We start from the raw sequence: 21,337 nt of genomic DNA, 5'->3' as shown, positions 1-21,337 counted from the left end.
TCGTGCTAGCAGAGAATCATGCAGCTTTCGATGTTCTCAGATTATGCCCTGCGCGTGATGGTCCATTTGGCGGCGTCGCCCGACCGATTGCTGACGACGCGCCAGATCGCGGCACTTCATGGTGCCAAATACAACCACCTGGCCAAGGTTACATCTTGGCTGGTCCACGAAGGTTACGCCAAAGCGTTGCGCGGACGCTCGGGCGGTATTCAGCTGGCCCGCGACCCGGCAGAAATCAACCTTGGAAAACTGCTGCGCGATCTTGAAGCTGACAAACCACTGGTTGAATGTTTCAGCGCGGACGGAGGGCATTGCCAACTGTCCCCCGCCTGCGGCTTGTCGGTTGCACTTGGCGTTGCGCAGGAGGCGTTTTTTCAAACGCTCGAAGCATATACACTGGCCAGCACGATATCGCTGGCTCCGAAAATGCCGACACTCCTTACCGCGCTAAACGAGGCGATGGTGGAGTCGGGATAACCTCGTCCGATGGAGTTATTGTGAAGGCTCGGACGCGTACTGTTTTATTCGCTAATGAAAATGCGATCCGACAGTCTGACGTAAGCACCAACGAACATGTGTCTCTAGCGTCGTTGCGACGGTTTCCGCTATCTAGTTTCATCATCTCGACTTCGCTTGCCTCGGTTGGAGTTTACCATCCAGGATACTGTCTTCGAGTTGCGCTCGTGCGCATTTACTTACGTGTGCGCCAATTTCCGTCCTCTTTGCTTTTCAGAAAGATAGGGGACTTGTCGCAACCCAATTTATGGTGGGCCTGGTTACAAACGATAACTCATATGAGCTAAATTAAGTTAAACTAGCGCTCAGAAGGGTCGCTTTCCGTGTAGTCCCGCAGATGTTGAATATCCGAGCTTTCTGTTGATCCGCACACCCTTTGGTTCAGACGGGAAAACACTCTGCTCAGACTTTCCGGTTTCATGCCCAGACGACCAACAATCAGGATTTGGTCGTAGGGCAATTCGACCTCACATGGCCCGTCCTCGCTGTCGCACAGGCGCGCAACGAATTCCGCCACCCGCTGAGCCCCGGTCTGCACCTTGAGTTGCTCCAGTTGGGACATCAAAGAATGCAGATGGGTGAAGGTCGATGCCAGAATGAATACGCCTATTTCAGGGTCTTCCTTCATCATGAATATCAGCACTGGACTGGGGATTTGCTTAACTTCGCAGGTCGAGACAGCTTCGGCCGCCTGCGTCTGTATGCCGGTCGCTGCCGCCACATCGGCCCGCTCGCAGGTCACCGCGATGGGGGCGAAAGCCAGCCTGCGGCTTGAGGGCCTGACCGCAGCCGAGGCCGCGCCTATTTTTGACGTGGTTGCTGCCGAAGTAACGCGGCTGGAAAACAACTCCAGCCTGTATCGCCCCGGATCGGAACTGTGCCACCTGAACGGACGGGGCATCTGGCCAACCCCTCGCCCGAGCCGTTGCAGGTGCTTAGCCTGTGTACCGCTCTGCATGATGCCTCGGACAGGGCTTTTTGATAAGACCATTCAACCTGCGTGGCTGGCACTGGCCCACAATGCCGATACCGCCGGACGCCGACTAGCGCATCAGAAGTTGGGCTGGCACAGGGTCCAATCAGCAGCGACAGGATCCGTTTGCCGGTGCCAGGTACCTCCTGATTGACGCTGAACGGAATTGCATAAGGCGCCGTGACCGATCACATAGCCGACATGCTGGCCAGGTTTGAGTTGCGAACTGATCGATCAATACGGGCGAGTTCGCTGCCCGTGGAGCCCATAGAGATGGGGCAGCATTTGATATTGGCTTAGCCAACGCGGAAGGGATAGTACACCGCCAATTGGAACTACTTGACAGGGCCGTCGCGACCTAACCCTCCGTGGCCATAACGTGGGCTCGGGGACGGAGTCAAATATTTGACCCTAAGACCCCAACGACATTTCAAAACACGGTGATTGTCTCGGCGGCGAACGCTGCTTTGGCGGACAGGCTATCGACCACCCAGTGTGCAACACGCGGGAGGCAGATCCGTTCGGTCATTTCCCAGTTCCCGGATGCAAGGCTTGAAGCTCTGATACGCTGACAGCACAGTACCACAAAGAGACCACCCCTGTGCAGTGTAATGCTGCAACTTGGCGAGCGGTACGCTCGGGGAATCAGTTGCAACCTTTGGCCTCTGACGTCGCTTCCACATACCAGTGAATGACTTCCGGAATGATAATAATCTATTGTACGTTCACGATTTCCTTCAAAGGCGCCCGGAATCCTAAAGATGTGATCCCCCATGCTGTTTTCTTTTGCGCCAGACCCGGCGTATCTTTCCGTGATCTGGAAAAGATAATGGCCGAGCCTAATGTATCAGTTGATCACACTACGCTAAACAGCCGAGCCACACGATTCTCGGGCGGAATTGCCGGTTCAGCGTTAAGGCGCGAAAAACATCCGAACCGTTCCTGAAGGATGGACGAGACGAACATTAGTATGAAAAGCATGTGAAAATACCTTCGCCGATCCGTCGGCAAACATGGCAATCCGTTTGCTTCATGCCATCCAAGTGTAGCAAAAAAATCCTGAAACGGATCCATGGTCAAAGGACCGCAACCATGTTGTCGAGTAATTTTCAGTCTTAAGCCATATTACTCACCCAAGGCATAATGATCCTTATTGTCGGATTTTGCGCACAACTCAGCAATAACCGAGATCGACACTCCGGAGTGAACTTGCAAAACGAGTAGTTACTTAAGATGAGGCTCGCCACCAAGCTAACTAAGGTGTTCCGCTATTTGCCGCACTAGTTCTTCAGCATCCTCAGCTGAGACGTCCTGCAAACTGATTTTGATACGCACTTCCGTCGAAGAAAGCTCTGCTGAGACTTTTCCGCCTCCAGGAAGCTGCACAGGTTTCAGATGCAAGACTTGTTGCGGACGTCCACCGCGTGCTTTTTCCTTTGTTGGCTTCGGTGTTGATTTCAGGGCTTCTTCCAGCAACGCCCACTCTTCCCGCACCTCAAGCGCACCAGCGTCCGCCAGAACTTGGCGCAACTTTGGTTGCGCGCCGGAACGAAGCGCCGCGGCTAATTTCAAACCGGCTTTTTCCGTAAGACTAACTGGATGCTGCAGGAGATCACCCAGCGCTTCATGAACGATCGCAAAACTTCTAACTTTGGATCGCTTTGCCTTAGAAGCAGCCGCGAATAGCGCATCAACCGCGGCCTCGGTGGAGTCGAAGACCCCCTGCCCTGCCGCCAGAACAGCTACTCGCCCACGTTCATACGAGCTCAGATTTGACCGTATCTCGTTTTCTTCCACCATTGAAATATAGGCGCCCTGCCCCGAGCCCGCCTCTCGCACAAAGGCCGGGATCGATGAAAAAGAGCTGTCCGTATCGGCAAGCAGTCGGAACGCTTTGAGCCTTCGGTATCCTGAGATGAGCCCAAAACCGTCTTCGTTCTTCGTTACCTCGACCGGCGTTCTCAGGCCATGCGAACGCAGTGAATCCAACAATTCGTTCATGGCCTCATCATCTTCGACCATACGGTCCCTGCGGATGAAGTCTGCATCTATTTGATTCAGCGGAATCATTTCCGCAACGAGCCCAGTTTCCTGGGCATCACGCCAACGCGCTGCATCTCCTTGGTCCTGAGCCAATGCCACCCTATCCGTGACGGAAGCCATGCTGTTTAATGTGGCGGCTTCGGCAGCAACCTTGGCAATTGGAGGCGTAGCCCCTTTTGCCTCAAATGGATTGAGTGAGGGTTTCGCCGCGAAACCAGCCTCCATCTGCTCCAACTCTGTTGTGTCCGGAGCGGACAATCTTCTGCGTTTAGCCATCTGCCTTGTCTCCCATATGGGTATCCCGCCACCAGCATCCGATCAGAACCTCTTTGAATTCCGCATAAGTCCTGTCGAAGGTTTCACGACCCCTCACATAAGTATCGCGATTGAAGTCCCGGTAATCCGCTTCGTAAATACCATTGACCTGCTCACCGGCTTGCCCAACTAAAGCGGTGTAGTCCTGTCTATAGGCGTTCATGAAATCCCCGAAATAGGCCTGGATCACATTTGCCATATCGGTCTGTTGACTGGCGTCAAACCGAGTAATGATTGCTCTGACAACGTCCCATTCGAATTTAAGTTCTGGAAGCCCCGCTGCACGCTGAGCGGCGTTCTCTCCATCCTCTATACTCGCGAAGGTCGTGTACAGCATGTCGAAAAATCGACCGGTCGAATCGAACTCCAAGAATGAAGCCCCAAGGGGCACCAACAAAATATCCGCCGCAGCCAGAGCGTTGATCGTAAGGTACCCAAGTGCAGGAGGGGTATCCAAGAACACTATGTCATAGTCGTCCAAAACTCCGTCCTGATGCAGGAAATTGGTCAAGCCATCCCACAACGGCCAACTCCGCAAACCCATTCGCCAGACCGGTATCTGAAATTCTGCCCAATACAAGTTAAGCTGAGCGCCAATAAGATCGATGTTGGGCCAATGGGTTTTCTGTATTACGTCGCCCGGACCAGTCTTAAGCGCTTCATTCAAGGTCTCATCCAGCGGAATTTCTGATTGTCCAGCCGCATTCCGAACTCGGTTTTCCTGCTGGACGGCCTGTGCGTAATCTTTTGCAATCAGTGGAAACACAGTCTGCCACTCGTCTGCGACGTTGCCCCCCAAGATGGACGTCATCGACCCCTGACTGTCGAGATCAATCACTAGAACACGATACCCATCCAAGGCGGCGGACATGGCTAGATGTGCTGCAGTGGATGTTTTCCCGACACCCCCTTTAAAATTTGCGACTGCAACAACCTTTGCTGGCAACCCCTCAGGTCGATATGGCAAATATTCCTTGGTACTAACACCTTCCGCCGCAAAGTGTTTACGCAGCATCAGAACCTCTTCCAAAGAAAACCATTTGGAACCCGTTTCACCTTCACCTTGTGGAAGGTCTGGGTTTGCCTTGAGGACTCGCCGTAGGTGCGCTGGTGCGACTGGAATGAGATATTTTGTTATCTCCCAAATTGAAAAGCGGCGGAGCCGTTTTTCGCCGTCGGGTGCGTAACCTCTACGCGCCAAATCCTCTCGGCCTTTCGTGCAGAATGCTGCGGCTTTTGCGAATCGAGAAGTCCCTATAGGGTCCGGTAACTTACTTGCTGCTGCTTTCGGATCGAGATTCAAATAGGGTGGTAGTTGAGGAGGGTTGGATTTGTTCACTGTCTGAGCCTCAGGAAATGTTCGCCTTAGCGGCGTATATAGCGCAAGGTAGCGCACATTTTTCACAAAAGCTATCCTTGGTCCTGAAGTTGTCCACAGAAAATCAAGAATTGATTGAGTTTCGCCACGAAACTTTCGAAATATTAAAAATGAGCACAACAAATAGTTTCTATTTTTTAGATAGTTTAATAACTTTGCGGAAAAGAAAACAAATAAAAACAACGTCTTACTCTCTACTTGGTCCCTGTTTACAGGTTAATGGGTGCCAATTCTCAGGCTAAAAGGTACCAAGTTACGGGATCAAGGGTGGCAGGACTCGGTATGACATGCACCGATTCTCAGGTTGGCTGATTTTCCTGAGTTTCAGACCCTATTCATGCGCATTCCTTACCGCCGGTTAGAGTGTACGATTGCGTTCAGAGTCGCCTGAGGTCTTTTTCTGGGGATAACTTTATGAGCACCACAATAAGGTACCCGTTTGCAGGAGCTGCCTTATACTGTATTTGGGTACCTAAAGGTGATTGATCTTTGGGTACCCTTCGTGCCACAAATACTGAAACGAGCAGTCAGGCAGAATCATGCCGGAAACACAATTGGACATGGACCACCTTTCAGGCGCCTTGCGTCGGGAGACGGTAAAAAAGAATGTGGCCGCGATACATATCAGCGGTAAACTCACGCTGCTTCAACGCAAGCTTTCTAACGTGCTGCTACTCAATGCATACGATGCGCTGACTTCTGCATCTACGCACACGATAGATGCACGCACACTTGCCATGATGGTTGGTTATAACTCCAATGATTTTGATACATTGCGCGCAAGTTTGCGTGCTTTGGCGGAAACTGTCGCAGAATGGGACATGTTGGATGAGCAAGGCCGGCAAGAGTGGGGCGTTTCTTCGCTGCTTAGCTTTGCAAAGCTAAAAAGTGGTGTTTGTGAATATGCCTACTCGCCCGCGCTGGCGCAGAAACTCTACGACCCAAAGATTTATGCTTTGATCAATGTGCAAATCCAGCGCAATTTCAGTTCCGGTCATGGGTTGGCGCTTTATGAAAACTGTTATCGTTTTGTAAGGACCGGATCCACAGGATGGTGGTCCTTGGATGTGTTTAGAAAACTCATGGGTGTTGATGGCAGCGACTACTACAGCAGCTTCAAACACCTAAACGCAAAGATAATCAAACCAGCCGTCAATGAAGTAAACAAAAGCTCGGATATACTTATTGAGCCAGAGTTTCAAAAAAAGGGGCGTTCGGTCACGGATATAAGGTTCCGGATTAAAGGGAACCCGCAGAAAGCTATGTTCGAAATCGACGATAGCGATGGTGTGCGAAATCTGGCGGTTTACAAAACACTTCGTAAGCAAGGGGTCTCAGACCGGCTGGCGCGGCAGTGGATCGCTGAACATGGTGAAAAATATATTCAGCAAAAATTGGATTATGTGACAGGGCAGGGCGGTGTGAAGTCTACTCTCGGGTACCTGTCCGCTGCCTTGCGTGATGACTACAAGCCGCCAATCGAAGAAGCACAGATCGCCCCAAGTCCCGAAGCGCTTGAATCTGCGCGATTGAGACAGGAAGAAAAAGCTCAGGAAGAAAAGGCCTACGCCGCCCGCGCTGCGGAGCGCACCGAAAGGTCCAGAAAACTCTCCGTGGTAGAAGAGTTGGTTTCGCGGCGAAACCCCACGCAACGCGACGCTGACAAAAGACTGTTCATGGCAGGTCTGGACAATGACCTCGATCGCGAACATTTCCGTTCGCATGGATGGCGTTCAGGTCTGAACGCCACCAGGATTTTTGCTTTCTGGGAGGAACTAGAGCCAGAGGCTTTTGAATAGAAGAGATGCGGTATTGAAGGTCACAGACCTCACTGCTTCTTCATCGCTGATCGAAGCGCATCACCAAGTGCGCTGTGGTGTGCATTTTTGTCATTTTTTGCGCGTTGATTTTCGTTTAGCCTAGATTTTCGGGATTGTCTCGATGTTCTCTTGTCGTCGTGTTTTTGATTGTCCGACGCCGTTCTGGTTTTGCGCATGCTCAGGCCAATTCGCTTTCGATTGACATCGATGTCGACGACGGTGACTTTCACGACTTGGCCCGCCTGAACTATTTCGTGAGGGTCTTTGACAAACCGATCCGCCAGTTGGCTCACATGAACCAATCCATCCTGATGAACGCCGAGGTCGACAAACGCCCCAAAGGCCGCGACATTTGTAACCGTCCCCTCCAACTTCATTCCGGGTTTAAGGTCTGAAATTTCCTCGACCCCGTCTTTGAACGAAGCCGTGACAAAGCTTGGTCGAGGGTCGCGCCCAGGCTTTTCAAGTTCCGCGAAAATGTCCTGAACAGTGGGAAGGCCGAACTTGTCATCGGTAAAGCGCTCGGCTTGCAGGTTTTTCAAGGCATCTTCTTGCCCCATGATCTGACGAATATCCCGCCCACAGGCAGTGACGACCCGTCGAGCAACGTCATAGGCTTCTGGATGTACCGAAGACGCATCCAGGGGCTCGGACCCATTTAAAATGCGAAGGAAGCCTGCACATTGTTCAAAGGCTCGGGGGCCTAGGCGCGCGACGTTCAACAAGTCGTTTCTAGATTTAAATGCGCCATGCACATCACGATGGGCAACGATTGAGTCCGCCAAAACAGGCCCCAAACCAGAGACACGTGAGAGCAGGGGAGCTGAGGCCGTATTCAGATCAACACCGACTGCGTTCACGACGTCCTCGATGACCGAGTCCAGAGACTGTGACAACCGATGCTGATCGACGTCGTGCTGGTATTGTCCGACCCCGATCGACTTTGGTTCGATCTTCACCAGTTCAGCCAGGGGATCCTGCAACCTGCGTGCTATCGAAACAGCGCCTCGCAATGACACGTCCATATCCGGGAACTCACGTGCAGCAAGTTCAGAGGCCGAATAGACAGAAGCACCAGCTTCGGACACGACGACCTTGGTCGGCGTATTTTCAGTCTTTGGAATTTGCTTTAATGCATCAGAAACAAGCCTTTCGGTTTCTCGGCTTGCGGTTCCGTTACCTATGGCGATCAGCTCAATATTGTGCGCGCGCACAAAACTCAGAATCGTGTGTTTCGCGCCGTGAAGGTCATTCTTGGGCTGAAATGGGTAAAGTGTTTCTGTCTCAAGCACTTTTCCAGTTGCATCGACGACTGCCGCCTTTACTCCGGTGCGAATGCCGGGGTCCAAACCCAATGTTGCCTTGGTTCCGGCAGGTGCGGAGAACAGTAAGTCTTTGAGATTGCGTGAGAAAACTAGAATTGCCTCATCTTGCGCGCGACTGCGCAGCTCCGCCATCATCTCTACCATCATCGACAAGGATAGTTTGACGCGCCAAGTCCAGCCGGCAACCTTGCGGAGCCAGACGTCGCCAGGCGCATCAGTACGCGTATGGAGATGCGCAGCTACGATCGCTTCCGCCCGCGCAGCCCCATCTTCTGGGTTGGGCGCGATATCCAGCGTCACAATATCTTCCTTGGACGCGCGCAACATGGCTAACGCCCGGTGCGAAGGGGTGTTTGCCCATTGTTCGGAATGATCAAAGTAATCGCTGAACTTTGCGCCTTCTTGCTGTTTGCCTTCGATCACCTTGGCTGACAGTAATGCCTCTTGGTGCATGAACGCTCGAAGCTCACCCAATAATCCGGCGTTTTCGGCCAACTGCTCGGTGATGATGTCGCGGGCACCGTTCAAAGCGTCCTTTGTCGTTGCAATCGTTTCGGTCAGGTAGCTCAAGGCCAATACGTCCGGGTCCGCAGTCCTGTCCGCTAGAATGGCGTCTGCAAGCGGCTCAAGCCCGTTTTCTCGGGCAATTATCGCCTTGGTGCGGCGTTTGGGCTTATAGGGCAGGTAGATGTCTTCCAACTGTGCCTTGGTTTCGGCCTGTATGATCGACTTGGCAAGATCGTCAGTTAGTTTGCCCTGATCTTTGATTGAATTCAGGATCGTATCGCGACGCGCCTGCAATTCTCGCAGGTATGTCAGGCGGTCGGAAAGCGCGCGCAATTGTGTGTCGTCCAGCCCACCTGTTGCCTCTTTGCGATAGCGCGCTACAAACGGGACAGTGGCGCCTTCGTCCAGTAATTTGACCGCCGCTTCGACTTGTTCGGGCCGTGCGCTGATTTCGGTGGCTATGATGCGAGCGATGCGGTCCAATTGGGTCTCCTGAAATTGATTGGAGAACCTTCTTAGCCAGCCGCATCACCAAGGGGAAGGGGCGTCAGACTTGTTGGGCAAGCACTTGCAGATCGTCGTAAAGCGATTTCGAAACCTCTACAAAGCCTCGGGCCATATTCCGACTGCGGGCAGCATAGCGGCGCTGGGATGGCAAGCGTGCCCCCTGATCGGCAATGTCCGCAAACAGACGCTCGGCCCGCGCGTCATTTTCCGACACGCGACCTCCGCTGAACTGGGCAGGGTCAAAGGCCAGGATGATCTCGCCGTGATAGGGGGCACCGCCCGCACCTTCGGCGAATTCCATACTTTCAAGACTGGTAAGATCGTCAATTAAGGGTCCGGCCAGCAATTCGATCATGATCGAAAGGGCTGATCCCTTGTAACTGCCGAACGTCAACATCGCCCCTTCCATTGCGGCCTGCGGGTCGGTTGTCGGGTTTCCGTCCTTGTCTATGGCCACGCCTTCCGGCAACGGTTTTCCGGCCCGGCGGTACAACTCAATCTCTCCGCGCGCAAAGGCGCTTGTGGCGAAATCGAAGGTAAAGGGATCTTTGCCCGAACGAGGCCAACTGAATGCCAGCGGGTTTGTCCCCAAACTACCTCGGGTGCCGCCTGCCGGGGCCACCCATGAATGGCTGGGCACCATGGCCATTGCTGCAAGACCAGCCGAGGATAGGCGCTCGACTTCGGGCCACAATGCAGAGAAATGATAGCATCGGTTTATGACCATCGCAGCGATACCGTGGGTACGGGTTTTTTCGATCAGAACTGGCAGGGCGCTTTGGAATGCCAGCAGGGATATTCCGCCTTGGGCATCTACGCGGACAATTGCGTTGTCGGATGGGGTCACAACAGGAGCGGCGTGCCCGTCGATCTTCCCGGCCTTCATCGTTTCGGCGCACATGAAAAGCCGGAAAAGCCCATGAGACTGGCAATCGTCAAACTGGCAGGTGGCCAATGTCTCGGTGATAGCCTGTGCATGATCAGGCCCGAAACCTGACTTGGCCAACACGGTCTGACACAGGGTTTGGATGTCGTCCAGATTCAGTTTGACCGTCTCGCTCATGCGCTGCATCTCCTCGACTTGCGGTGCGAAAGAGATAGCGCGGCAAGTCGGTCAAAGGGAACCGGATTTAGCGACCGCTCCAACGTTTTTGTTTGCAGGTAAGCGAACACATTGCAGATGATCAACGCCACGTGGTGGCCCTGCGGCAGCCCATAAAACGGGGAAGGCCGTCGGACAACCCGACCTCGCGCGCCAAGGGCTTGTGTTTCACTCATCAGGTGACGAAGTTCTTCCAACATCCCTGTATCGCTATGGCATGAGTTGGGCACTGTTCACCTCGATGGCCTGCCCGATGACATACCCGGCCATCTCATCCGATGTGAGGAACGGGAACGCATCGATACAGTCGTTTGCGATTGCTTCAGGTTCAGATTGCCAATGCTCGAATTCGACGAAACAGGCGGTCCCGTTTGTCGATGTTGTCCAAGTATTTTCATTTCACCATCTCTATCGGTAATGGACAACGAAGAACGCAGCGAGGCGGATCACGCCCTTGGGATATGGCGTTTCAAGTGAGATGACGACGCGGATTTAAATTTGAAATACAGGAGGTCGTCCCCTCTTACGCGCTGAAACCGCCCTTAGCCTTGCGATAGTTCCCGATGTTTCAGATCAAATACGCCCGCCCAAGAAACTGGGCGGGCGTTTCATGGGCAGATATCAGGCGATCGACATCCCGAGGTTTTCAAGCTGGCTTACCAGTGCGCTGTTCGCCTCGTCGATCGTATTCCAAACGTCGGCCGTCAGGTTGCCAAGGCTCAGGTCTTCTGCCTGAACATCCTTGAGGGTGATCGTATGGCCCCCATTGCCGACAACCTCAAACACCAGATCATCGCCAATCTCGTTGACTGCGACATCGCCTGCACCCAGAGAATTGAAATCCAATACATCTTCCTTTCGATTGAAGCCGGCTATCGCGGTTTTCGCGCCCCAGTTCCACGTAAGTTCGGCGACATCCACTCCCGCGCCAAACGTCTGCGTATCGCTAGATTGACTGTCACCCGACCCGGTGGACCCGTCATCCGTGCCATTGCCATTGTCCGAACCCGCGGAGGTTCCGGTCAGATCGCCGGTTCTGGTTTGATGCCCGTCTGTTGTCTGCCCCGCAGGGGCTTGCGGGGTTAGCAACATAGTGCGGTCAACCAGAGTCACGTCGTTCTGATCAAAGCCGAAGGGCACCTCCAGATTATCCTCCATAACCTGATCGTGGTGGAACTCAATGAGGCCCGGGATCAGATCGGCTTTGGTCACACCGGTCAGTGTGATGCTCTGCCCGGTCGGAAGGGACGAGATCAGCAGACCCTCGCCGCTGTCCTCCACGGTCAGGCGTTCGCGTGTCCCAAAGTAGAGAAAGCTAAGCTTCATGGTGGTCGGATCAAACCCGTCGATCACCTCATGCACGCCGTATTCGTGACTGCGGACATAAACGGTATCAGCTGCGCGCGGGCCAAGCCCCTGTTCCCAACTGATGACGCCGCCCATGTCCTGCCGCAGATGCTCGTTCCCGACGATGCCGAAATCATCGATCGTGACGTCTTGAAACGTCACGCCCTGAACAATCTGCGCCGCATCGGACCACGGACTGTCGATGACGATTTCTCCGGCAGGTGATTTGGTCACGATCATGCCGTGGACCGAGGTTCCGCCAAAATCCAGCTCATCAATACCGGGACGGAACCCGGTTATGTCGTCGGCATTGCTGTCGGCGCGGTATTTCAACCCTCCGGCATCCGTGTTTCCATTGATCGCAGGTGGGTTCGATCCATCCGCATCGTAGGCAAGTGTGTATCCTTGCCCAGTGCCCGGAGTGGTGACGACTTGCCCGAGCGCCGCGGATACCTCATTCAGAACCGCCTGATCCGCGACCGAAAAGTTGCTGATTTCGAAGTCAGTCAGACCAAATCCGGTGAAAATGATCTGTTTGGTTCCGCTCCCGTCAGTCAATTCGATCCGAACAGTCTGGCCTAAGGCATCTCCGCTTTCTTCAAAGATCGCGAAGGCTTCGGCGGTGATGTCCGCCTCGATTTCGATGACGTCCCCCATTGCGGGCATGAACCCGTTGATGACTTGCGCGGCACTGGCAAGGCTTAGGGTAACGTGCATGTGTTGATGGCCGTGGCCACCTTGGTCTGGCGTGGTGGTGCCTCCGACAAGGCTCAGCACTTCGGTTGCGGCGGTGGCGTCCAGAATGGTGAAATTGGCTGCGCTGAGATCGGCTAGGGTCACACCGCTGAGTGTCGTCGTCTGGTTGTTCGACGGGATCGCGAACACGACCGAGTCATTCACCTCGCTGACGTCCAGCGCGTCGGCACCGACCCATGAGATAAAGATCGTATCTGATGTAGGGTCAAAATCGGGAACCGTGGTGTTGGACCCCCAGGCCCATGTGATCACCACATCAGCCGTCGCCTCGGTCGTATCCGCCGTCCCATTACCGGTCGGTTCGGTTGGCGTTGGCGGGGTTGTTGGCGGAACAATAGGCGGAGAGGTTTCCCCGGTGTCGCCTGTATCCGTGGGCAGAACACCATCCGTATAGACCTTGATCGCATCTTCAACCGTCGGCGCATCATACCCGCCGAACTGCGAAACATAGCGCAGGATCGAGGTGCCGTATTCGTCGGTCGAGACATTTCCGCCTTGCAGCAGCGACAATGTTCCCCACGCGCCCCGAAGATGCGCGGCGGCCATAATACCGGTTAGGGTGAGGATGACAGAAATTTCCTGTCCGTTCTCTATGTAGGTTCGGGTTGTTCCCAGATAGTCGGACAGGCTTTCCCCCTGATACCCAAGCCCGGTTTCGATGACCTGAAGGTTATATCCAAAGGCTTCTTGTATTGCGCGTTCCTGCGCTTCGGCGGTGGTAAAGTCCGCCAGGGAATTTACCCCGTTTTTTCCGGTCCAGGTCCCGTCCCATGTGTTCGACGCTGCACCGTTTCCGTAATAGACGTCGTCGGTGTAATATCCCAGGTCGATCAGCAACGCCTCGCCGAATTGATAGCCTACAAAACCCAGAGAATTCATCGAGCGATAAGACATGGCGTCCCATTCATCGCTGCTCAGGTCCGACCAGTTGGAATAGTTTGGATAGAAGTCCGTCACCTCCCCTCTGGCCCATTGGTTCAACTGCCAATCCTGGATGGCCCCAGCGTCATAGCGTTCCCGGTCCCAGCCAGATTCAAACGCGCGTAGCGCGTCGCGAAACTCTTCATATGTACCATTACTCATCTTGAAATAGACTCCCATCTTGTCTTTGTTTCAGCCGAAATTTTGCGGCTTTCTACGCCCGACCACGCCGGACCCAACTTGCGTAACAAGTTAGAAGTTCAGGGCACGTTAAGAGTTCATTAACAAAATTTACTGTGCGGATATGGGCCTAAATCACCCTTTTCGATGTGCCGAAAAACGCCATTTGTCATAGGGTTATGGAGATTATAGGCAATAGATCGACGCTGTTACGCGGGTCTTTGCCAAATTTAGAATGACGCAAAAATTAACTTTGCGTCACTGTCTGATCGAACTTGTCAAGAAAGCCTCAGCCGATCAGGACCGGCTGAGACGTTTTGTAGGTTGGGCGATGATCAGATACCCCAGTCCTGCGATTGCTGAACCGTCAGTTCGCTGATGTGCTGCATGACGTCGAAATGCTCATCGACACCCTGGACACTGATGACTTTTTGGCCGTTTGCCGTGACCCAATGCGTATTGGAACGCCATTCGATATGAAGTTGGTCCAGAGATGAGATCCCGAACCCATCCAGATCGAGGACAATCGAGTCGTCTGCGTCGAAGTCCCGGATCACCTGACCACCATACTGGCTGCCCGGGCCGGTGATGACAAAGGTATCGCTGCCTTCCCCACCGAACAGGCTCGCAAATCCGGCCTGCATCTGCTGGTCCGCATCCAGGATCAGAACGTCATCCCCATCACCGCCATAGGCATTGGTGATCAACGCCCCTTTGCGTATCATGAGGATGTCGTTGCCGTCGCCCCCATCCAGAGTGGTGAAGGAAGCGCCACCGCCGACAAGATAGTCGTCTCCGCCGCCGCCATAGAGGTTGGTCAGATCGTTGCCGTCGCCACCGATCATATAGTCCCAGCTATCAGTACCATGGGCGGTTTCGCCGGTTTCAACGCTGATCTGGTTGCCGTATTTTTCGAACCACTCCAGCGTGTTCGCGCCAAAGGGCGGTTCATAGACAACCTGATAGCCGTCTTCATCGTTGCCAATCAGACTGCGCAGGTCGATCAGGGAAATGTCAAAGCCATTCCCGCCATCATCATAGCGCACGATGACCTCGCCGGTCGCCTTGCTGAACAGAACGATCTTTCCGTTCTCGATGCGATGATCCAGATCGAACCAGTTCGTCATGCCATAGGCGCCCATGTCGATCTCGATCCGGTCGCCGTCTTGGGCACTGAAATCGGTGATCTCGTTTTCTCCGCCGGTCATGACAAACGTGTCGGCACCGCCTCCACCTGTCAGAACGTCATTGCCTGCACCGGTGGTGAAGATGTTGTTGTCGTCGTCGCCGATGATGACATCGTCATGATCGCTGCCGTGGATGTTCTCCACACTCCAAAGCAAGTCATGCCCTTCGGTGTCCCGATCTTCCGCATTGATGTCGAAAGAACTGGCGCTGTTGCCGTGCCAGGCCCAGTAATAGTCGCCGTGGGTATCAGACTTCTTGTCGGTCATGTCGACATAAATGCCGCTCAGACTGTCACCATACCAGGCGGTGTCATTGCCTTCGCCGCCATAGAGCTTGTTGAAGCCACCGCCACCCGCAAGGATGTCATCGCCGCCAAAGCCGTGCAGCACGTCGTTACCGTCGTTACGAATTTCGGCCTCGTCACCGCCATATATATCCCGCTCCGAGACATAGGCCTGCAGAACATCGTTATGGTTGGTGCCCAGCTGCCGGTCACCGTCATCGCTGCCGACCATCGAAATACCGCCGAAGGCACCAAACGAGACGAATTTGCTGGTTCCGAGCCCTGCGATTTCCTCGGCACTCAGGCCCAGATCAATCCGCTGCCCCATGCCATACTGCACGCCATCCGGACCACTGATGATTGCCGTTTCCCGCAACCGCTGGATAAACGCATCTGCATTCCCCTGCGAGATGGTTTCGGCCCACGGGAAGATGTTTGACGCATCATCCCAGAAAAATGTTGCGATCACCTTTGGCTTATTGTCGGCGGGATCAATTGTCACCAAGTCAAAGGCTGCGTTGGCCACCATCGACGCTTGGATATCAATCGCCACAAGCCCTGTCACGTTCACAGGCACGGTGATCTTGTCTTCAAGCGGGTTGAAGTCGTTGATTGTCACCAGAGCCAATGCGGTTGGTTCTTCGGTTTGAACCGGCTGTTCATCGGTTTTGAACATGTCGATCAGCCCGCCGACAACGGTCTTGGCCACATACTCCATGAACTTTTTACCGGGCATCATCTTGGCAACCGCGAAACCGGTCAGGCCCGTGATCAAACCTGCGGATGGGCCACCTGACGACTCGTTGCCTGGCACAACCGGTGCCGGTTCTGGCACGGCTCCTATGATGAAGGTGTCAGCGCCTTTGCCGCCGTGAAGGAAATCCGCGCTGCCTGTCTCGATATATCCAGTGGACAGGATGTCGTCGCCGTCCCCCCCATAAAGCTGATCGCTGCCGGTACCACCAAAGAGTTTGTCACCTTCGTTCCCGGCAACCAGAATGTCATTGCCAGCGCCACCGACGAGGACGTTCTTGCCTTCACCACCCGACAAGTAGTCGTTTCCGTCTCCGCCATAGAGGACGTCGTTGCCCTCTTCACCAAAAAGAACATCATCGCCTGCGAAGCCGTAAATGATGTCGTTGCCAGCACCACCATAGATAAGGTCATCGTGGATATAGGTGTGAATATCTTCTCCTCGGTGCTGGTAAGTCAGAGATCCCATACCGTAGATGACATTGTCCCCGCTGTTGCCGACAATCTTGGTAAAGGCTTTTTTCTCGTTAGATTTCGCCCCGTTCTGGACCGAGTTCGTAAAGTTGGTCTGCCCTTCGGCCATGCGGTGCTCGCCAGCAGACAGGAACTTGTTCACGCTGAACACATAGCTGAACTTGTTTAGCTCGGTGCCACTGCGCGCCCAGCTCTGATCGGGCGCAGGGGGCGTTATGGTTGCGGTGCTGGCACTGTCGATCCAAAGACCGGCCTCGTCCGCGGATACGGTTGTATCCTCTGCATCGGCGTCAAGGGTCAGAAACCCTCCGATCTGCTCGTCGTCCATAGAGATTTCATCAACGCCTTCAGGCTGAGGATATACCGGCGGTACAACGATGATTTCGTCCTCGGTTTCGCCGATTCCGATCGTTACGTTGACCGTGCCTTTTGCAGCGGAGTGAACCTTAGATTTGCTAACATGTTTCATGTCTTTCCTCCTGTTTTTTTGGATGATCAGGGCCCGAAAGACGGACCCATTCGCATCACAGTTCATAGGAAAGATGTGGTTTTTCAGATCCTTGATCTCAACGGTGAAAAACGAGTTAAGTTGTTACAAAGTATGACAAAAATTTAGTTCACTCAATCCGAAAAGGGGCAATCCGGCTGGCGCCGTTTCAGGCTCCAGCCGGTAAGTTATTACTATTCTCTTTGCTTGCCCGGGCGTCTGTTTTGATTGAAACTCAGTCGCCCGGGTTTTGGTTGAGCCGCGATATGTGATCGCGGTGGGTTCGCCCACTTAGGCAACCAGGTCAACAAAGAAGCTATCGGTTGGAACGGGGGTTCCGCAGATGTCTTCTCCGCCCATGGTCGGAACGATTTCGCACAGCGGCGGGGGCGTCATATCCGTCAGGTCATACTCGTCCTCCGGGACTTCGGTGCCGCATCTGGGATCAGTTAGGATCGGGGGGACGGCAATGACGTCATCACCCATGTCCAGAACGATCGGGTCAACGGGCAGGGGATTCACTGCGACCAGGTCCTCACCATCCTGAGGCACCTCGGTACCGCACCTGGGATTGGGCATGATCGGCGGCACGGCGATGACGTCGTCACCTTCACCGGCAGGAACTGCGCCATGCGGCAATGGAGCCACGGCAACCAGATCATCACCTTCACCCGCAGGAACCGCACCATAGGGCAGCGGATTCACTGCGATCAGGTCTTCGCCATCCTGTGGTACCTCGGTGCCGCATCTTGGGTCGGGCATGATCGGCGGCACGGCGATAACGTCGTCACCAGAACCTTCGGCAGGAACCGCACCAAGGGGCAGGGGGTTCACTGCAATCAGATCTTCACCATCGTTTGGGACCTCGGTGCCGCACTTTGGGTGAGGCAGAATTGGGGGTACGGCGATGACGTCGTCATTGGTCGGCTCGAAGCTTTTAGCGGTTGCATGTTTCATAGTATTTCTCCTTGTTTCACACGTTGTTTGACACCCAAAAATGTATTGAAAACTTCCTCCTCGGGTATGAAAAAAAGGTGGTTATTCAGACCTGCTGTTACAACGCGTGAAAGAGGTCTAAAATGTTACAAAGTATGACAAAAAATTCGATTTAAGCTTGCGCTTTACCCTATAGAACTGCGCCAAGCCCGCTCCGAATTTGCTGAACGACGGATAGCAAGAAACCAGCACCATTTCTGATGCTGGCCGTACCTGTTTTTGGTGCTTAGAGCTTGCGGTGCCTGCCGCCCCATGAAACCTTCTAGGCTTCGCGGAATGTCGTCCTGATCTGCTTGCTGAGGGGGTCGATCAGATACTCGATCAAAGTCCGTTCTCCGGTCGCGATATAGACCTCGGCTGGCATACCCGGCAGCAGATTGAGCTGACGTTCTTCCAAAAGAGCAAACGCATCATCCTCCAGAGCGACCCGTGCCTCGTAATACTGCATTCCGGTCATTGGATCGGTTTTGAGATCAGCCGAGACAAACTCGACACGTCCATCCAGCCGGGGCGCTATATGATGGTCGAAGGCTGCGATGACGACATTGGCAGACTGTCCCACCGCAACATTGTTGATGTCTTGCGGCATCACGCTGGCGGTCACCACCAGACCGTCCCCTTCGGGCACAATCTGCATCAACGTCTCGCCCGGGGATACAACGCCACCGACCGTATTCACCATCATTTCGTGCACGATGCCGTCGGCCGGAGCCCGAAGATCAACACGCGACAATTGCAGTTCCGCGGCGCTGCGACGTTCCTTGAGGCCATCCAGCTCGACCTCAAGCGTCGAGATTTCGTTCATGATCTGCTCGCGGAAGGTTTTTTCCAGTTGCAGAATATTGATCCGGGTCTCGCTAATCCGACCACGGGCGACGGCGATCCGTGAGATCAGGCCGCCGCTGTTGCCGACCAGACCGCTGCGCTGACGTTTCAGCGCGATCACCCGGGTTTCAGGCGTCAGACCCTTCTCCAGGAGATGTTTCTGACCGACAAGTTCGCTTTCGATCAGCGTGATCTCTTCGTCTGCCGCAGCACGCTGCGCTTCAAGGCCGGTGATTTCCTGTTCAATCTGCGTTATTTGCTCGGTCAACGCGGCAACCTCTCCGTCCTGAGACAGACGACGCGCGTCCATCACTGCCTTTTGGGTTGTCAAGGCACGTTGCACTTTGACCTCGTCCTGACGCGAGACGAGTTCATCGGACAATACCAAGTCATCCAACCCATCCCGTTCGGCCGTCAGACGGGCCAGCTGCGCTTCGATCGCGACAAGCCTGTCATCGACCAGCGCCTGACTGCCCGACAGTAACTGGTCATCAAGCCTCAGAACGACGTCCCCGGCCTGTACGCGATCTCCATTTCTGACGTGGATGTCGCCAACGATGCCGCCATCGGGATGCTGTACGGTGCGCAGGTCCGACGAGACGACGACATTGCCAGCCGTCACTACAGCGCCGGACATGCGCGCTGTCGTCGCCCATCCGCCAAAGCCTATGGCCAGCACAGCGATGGCGGCCAGACCAAATCCGATGGATCGGACAGAGCGGTCCTTAAAGCCTTCGGTCGAGGTGTTGGTATTTTGGTTGGTATTCATGATTTCCTCCATCCATTCAGTTTCAGAAAAGGCTGATGTCAGCCCGCAACAGCAGCAGGTTTCGCCTCGGCGGGGGCGGCCTGTGGTGTTTGTTCGACTGCCGTCTGATTTGACTGAGCGGCAGCGGCGGCTTGGTTGCGCTGGTGCAACCTCTCCATCACTTCGGCGCGGGGGCCAAAGTCTCCGGCGCGGCCGTCTTCCATGATCAGGATCTTGTCGACCGAACCCAGCACGCTGGCCCGGTGCGCAATGACGATCACAACCGCGCCGCGCGCCTTGGCTGCCTGGATCGCCTGGTTCAGCGCAGCCTCGCCAACTGCATCTAGGTTCGAGTTCGGTTCGTCCAGAACCACCAGAAAGGGATTGCCATAGAGCGCGCGGGCAAGGGCAATGCGTTGACGCTGACCACCGGACAGAGCCGCTCCGCGCTCACCAACTGAAGTGGCATAGCCGTCTTTGAGGCTGGCAATCAGTTCATGGACACCAGCAGCCTTGGCCGCTGCAATCACCTGTTCATCTTTTGCTTCGGGGTCGAAGCGGGCGATGTTCTGGGCAATCGTGCCGTCAAAAAGCTCGACATCCTGAGGCAAGAAGCCAATCTGAGGGCCGAGCTCTTCGGGCAGATACTGATCAATTGGCACACCATCAAGGTTGATGTTGCCTTTGGCCGCCGACCACGCGCCAACCAGTGTACGCGCCAAGGTCGACTTACCGCTTCCGGTCGAACCGATCACTGCCAGAGCTTCACCCGCCTTCATATCGAACCCAACGCCTTTTAGAACTGCGGTCGTCGCGCTCGGGGGGGCGGCGATCAGCCCGTCAACGGTCAGAGACTTGCAAGCCTTGGGCAGCGAGATTCCATGCGCTGTTTCGTTTCCTGACAGTGTGTCCTTCAGTTGTGCCCAGGCCTGCCGCGCTGCCACAAGGCTGCGCCAGCTTCCCACAAGGGTTTCGATGGGTTGCAGACCACGGGACATAATAACCGAAGCTGCCACGATCGAGCCCGCCGAGATCTGCCCGAGAATGGCCAGGTAAGCGGCGACGGCCAGAACGCCAGACTGCAATGCAAGACGGAAAACCTTGGTAAAGCTGCCAGAAACGCCAACCGTTGTTGCGGCCTTGGCGCTTGCGCCAAGATGCAGGTCGTTCACGTCCTGCCAGGTCCGGCCCAGGTTGGACTGCATGCCCATGGCGCGGATCATCTCAGCGTTACGGCGGCTGGCTTCGGCCAGACGCGCGCGTTTGCCAGCATGTTCAGACTGAACGCAAGCTGCAGTGCGCACTTTGATGTCGGTGACAATCGCGATGGCAACCAGAGCCAGCGCACCTACGACACCAACCAAGCCCAGCCACATATGCATGGCAAAAACCAGGCCTAGGTAAACCGGTATCCAGGGCAGATCAAAAAGCGCACCTGCGCCCTGACCCGACAGGAATCCACGAATTTTCTCGACATCCTGGATGGCCGCGGCAGGGTTTCCTCCGGTACGCATACGGGACGGTTCCGCGAGGGTACAGTCAAACGCAGTCCGGGCCAGACTTTGTTCAAAACGATGACCCATGGCGACTAGTACGCGAGTCCGGGCACCGTCAATCAGGGCCATGAAAAGATACAGACCTGCAACAAGTGTGCTGAGGGCAACCAGCGTATTCACGCTCTGGCTGGCCATCACACGGTCATAGATTTGCAGCATGAAAATCGGACCTGTCAGCATCAGCAGGTTCACCGCACCGCTGAAAATCCCGGTGGCAATCAGATTGCGTCTCAGCGCGTGCTTGGCTGCAGTGAGCTGAGGATGAACGGTAGAATGCGAACTCATAACGGGCCTCCAATTGATGTCTGTGTGAAATACGTGGGAGCCGAAAGCGAAT

General features: G+C 54.6%; 12 protein-coding genes. 2 read left to right on the top strand and 10 right to left on the bottom strand.

The genetic code is table 11. The annotated features are described in order from the left end of the window. Window positions 1–18: 18 nt before the first annotated feature. The gene (locus RUESEDTHA_RS19275; RefSeq protein WP_180888290.1) at window positions 19–477 is read left to right on the top strand and encodes an Rrf2 family transcriptional regulator; all 459 of its coding nucleotides are present in this window, start codon (window positions 19–21) and stop codon (window positions 475–477) included. A 337-nt stretch (window positions 478–814) separates the two neighbouring features. On the opposite strand, the gene RUESEDTHA_RS19270 is transcribed toward RUESEDTHA_RS19275, so the two are convergent. The 3 genes from RUESEDTHA_RS19270 to RUESEDTHA_RS19260 form a co-directional block, all read right to left on the bottom strand. Further along, a complete protein-coding gene (locus tag RUESEDTHA_RS19270) occupies window positions 815–1,417 on the bottom strand; it encodes a Crp/Fnr family transcriptional regulator (RefSeq protein ID WP_180888289.1) in 603 nt (200 codons plus the stop codon). A gap of 1,323 nt (window positions 1,418–2,740) precedes the next feature. Continuing rightward, window positions 2,741–3,808 (bottom strand): ParB N-terminal domain-containing protein, encoded by a 1,068-nt coding sequence (locus tag RUESEDTHA_RS19265; protein ID WP_180888288.1) that lies wholly within the window; start codon window positions 3,806–3,808, stop codon window positions 2,741–2,743. Beyond that, the gene (locus RUESEDTHA_RS19260; RefSeq protein ID WP_180888306.1) at window positions 3,801–5,186 is read right to left on the bottom strand and encodes an AAA family ATPase; all 1,386 of its coding nucleotides are present in this window, start codon (window positions 5,184–5,186) and stop codon (window positions 3,801–3,803) included. The genes RUESEDTHA_RS19265 and RUESEDTHA_RS19260 overlap by 8 nt, the downstream gene beginning before the upstream one ends. Window positions 5,187–5,764: 578 nt before the next feature. On the opposite strand from RUESEDTHA_RS19260, the gene RUESEDTHA_RS19255 reads away from it, so the two are divergent. After that, on the top strand, window positions 5,765–7,024 hold the full coding sequence (locus tag RUESEDTHA_RS19255) for a replication initiation protein (protein WP_180888287.1): 1,260 nt from the start codon (window positions 5,765–5,767) through the stop codon (window positions 7,022–7,024). Between the two features lie 29 nt (window positions 7,025–7,053). Here RUESEDTHA_RS19255 and RUESEDTHA_RS19250 read toward each other — a convergent pair whose 3' ends face one another. The 7 genes from RUESEDTHA_RS19250 to RUESEDTHA_RS19220 form a co-directional block, all read right to left on the bottom strand. Beyond that, window positions 7,054–9,360 (bottom strand): Tex family protein, encoded by a 2,307-nt coding sequence (locus tag RUESEDTHA_RS19250; protein ID WP_180888286.1) that lies wholly within the window; start codon window positions 9,358–9,360, stop codon window positions 7,054–7,056. Window positions 9,361–9,424: 64 nt separating this feature from the next. Next, window positions 9,425–10,447, bottom strand: coding sequence for an Ldh family oxidoreductase (locus tag RUESEDTHA_RS19245; protein WP_180888285.1), 1,023 nt, complete (start codon window positions 10,445–10,447; stop codon window positions 9,425–9,427). 660 nt (window positions 10,448–11,107) lie between these two features. Beyond that, window positions 11,108–13,672 (bottom strand): hypothetical protein, encoded by a 2,565-nt coding sequence (locus RUESEDTHA_RS19240; protein WP_180888284.1) that lies wholly within the window; start codon window positions 13,670–13,672, stop codon window positions 11,108–11,110. A 353-nt stretch (window positions 13,673–14,025) separates the two neighbouring features. Beyond that, window positions 14,026–16,857 (bottom strand): calcium-binding protein, encoded by a 2,832-nt coding sequence (locus tag RUESEDTHA_RS19235; RefSeq protein WP_180888283.1) that lies wholly within the window; start codon window positions 16,855–16,857, stop codon window positions 14,026–14,028. Between the two features lie 309 nt (window positions 16,858–17,166). After that, window positions 17,167–17,832: a hypothetical protein gene (locus tag RUESEDTHA_RS19230; protein ID WP_180888282.1), complete on the bottom strand. Its 666-nt coding sequence runs from the start codon at window positions 17,830–17,832 to the stop codon at window positions 17,167–17,169. A gap of 301 nt (window positions 17,833–18,133) precedes the next feature. Beyond that, window positions 18,134–19,465, bottom strand: a complete 1,332-nt coding sequence (locus RUESEDTHA_RS19225; protein WP_180888281.1) for an HlyD family type I secretion periplasmic adaptor subunit — start codon at window positions 19,463–19,465, stop codon at window positions 18,134–18,136. Between the two features lie 38 nt (window positions 19,466–19,503). Next, on the bottom strand, window positions 19,504–21,285 hold the full coding sequence (locus tag RUESEDTHA_RS19220; RefSeq protein WP_180888280.1) for a type I secretion system permease/ATPase: 1,782 nt from the start codon (window positions 21,283–21,285) through the stop codon (window positions 19,504–19,506). Window positions 21,286–21,337: the final 52 nt, after the last annotated feature.

The organism is Ruegeria sp. THAF57, assembly GCF_903914075.1.
GTDB lineage: Bacteria > Pseudomonadota > Alphaproteobacteria > Rhodobacterales > Rhodobacteraceae > Ruegeria.
The sequence above is the reverse complement of the archived record's forward strand: the minus strand, read 5'-3'. Positions and strand labels throughout refer to the sequence as shown.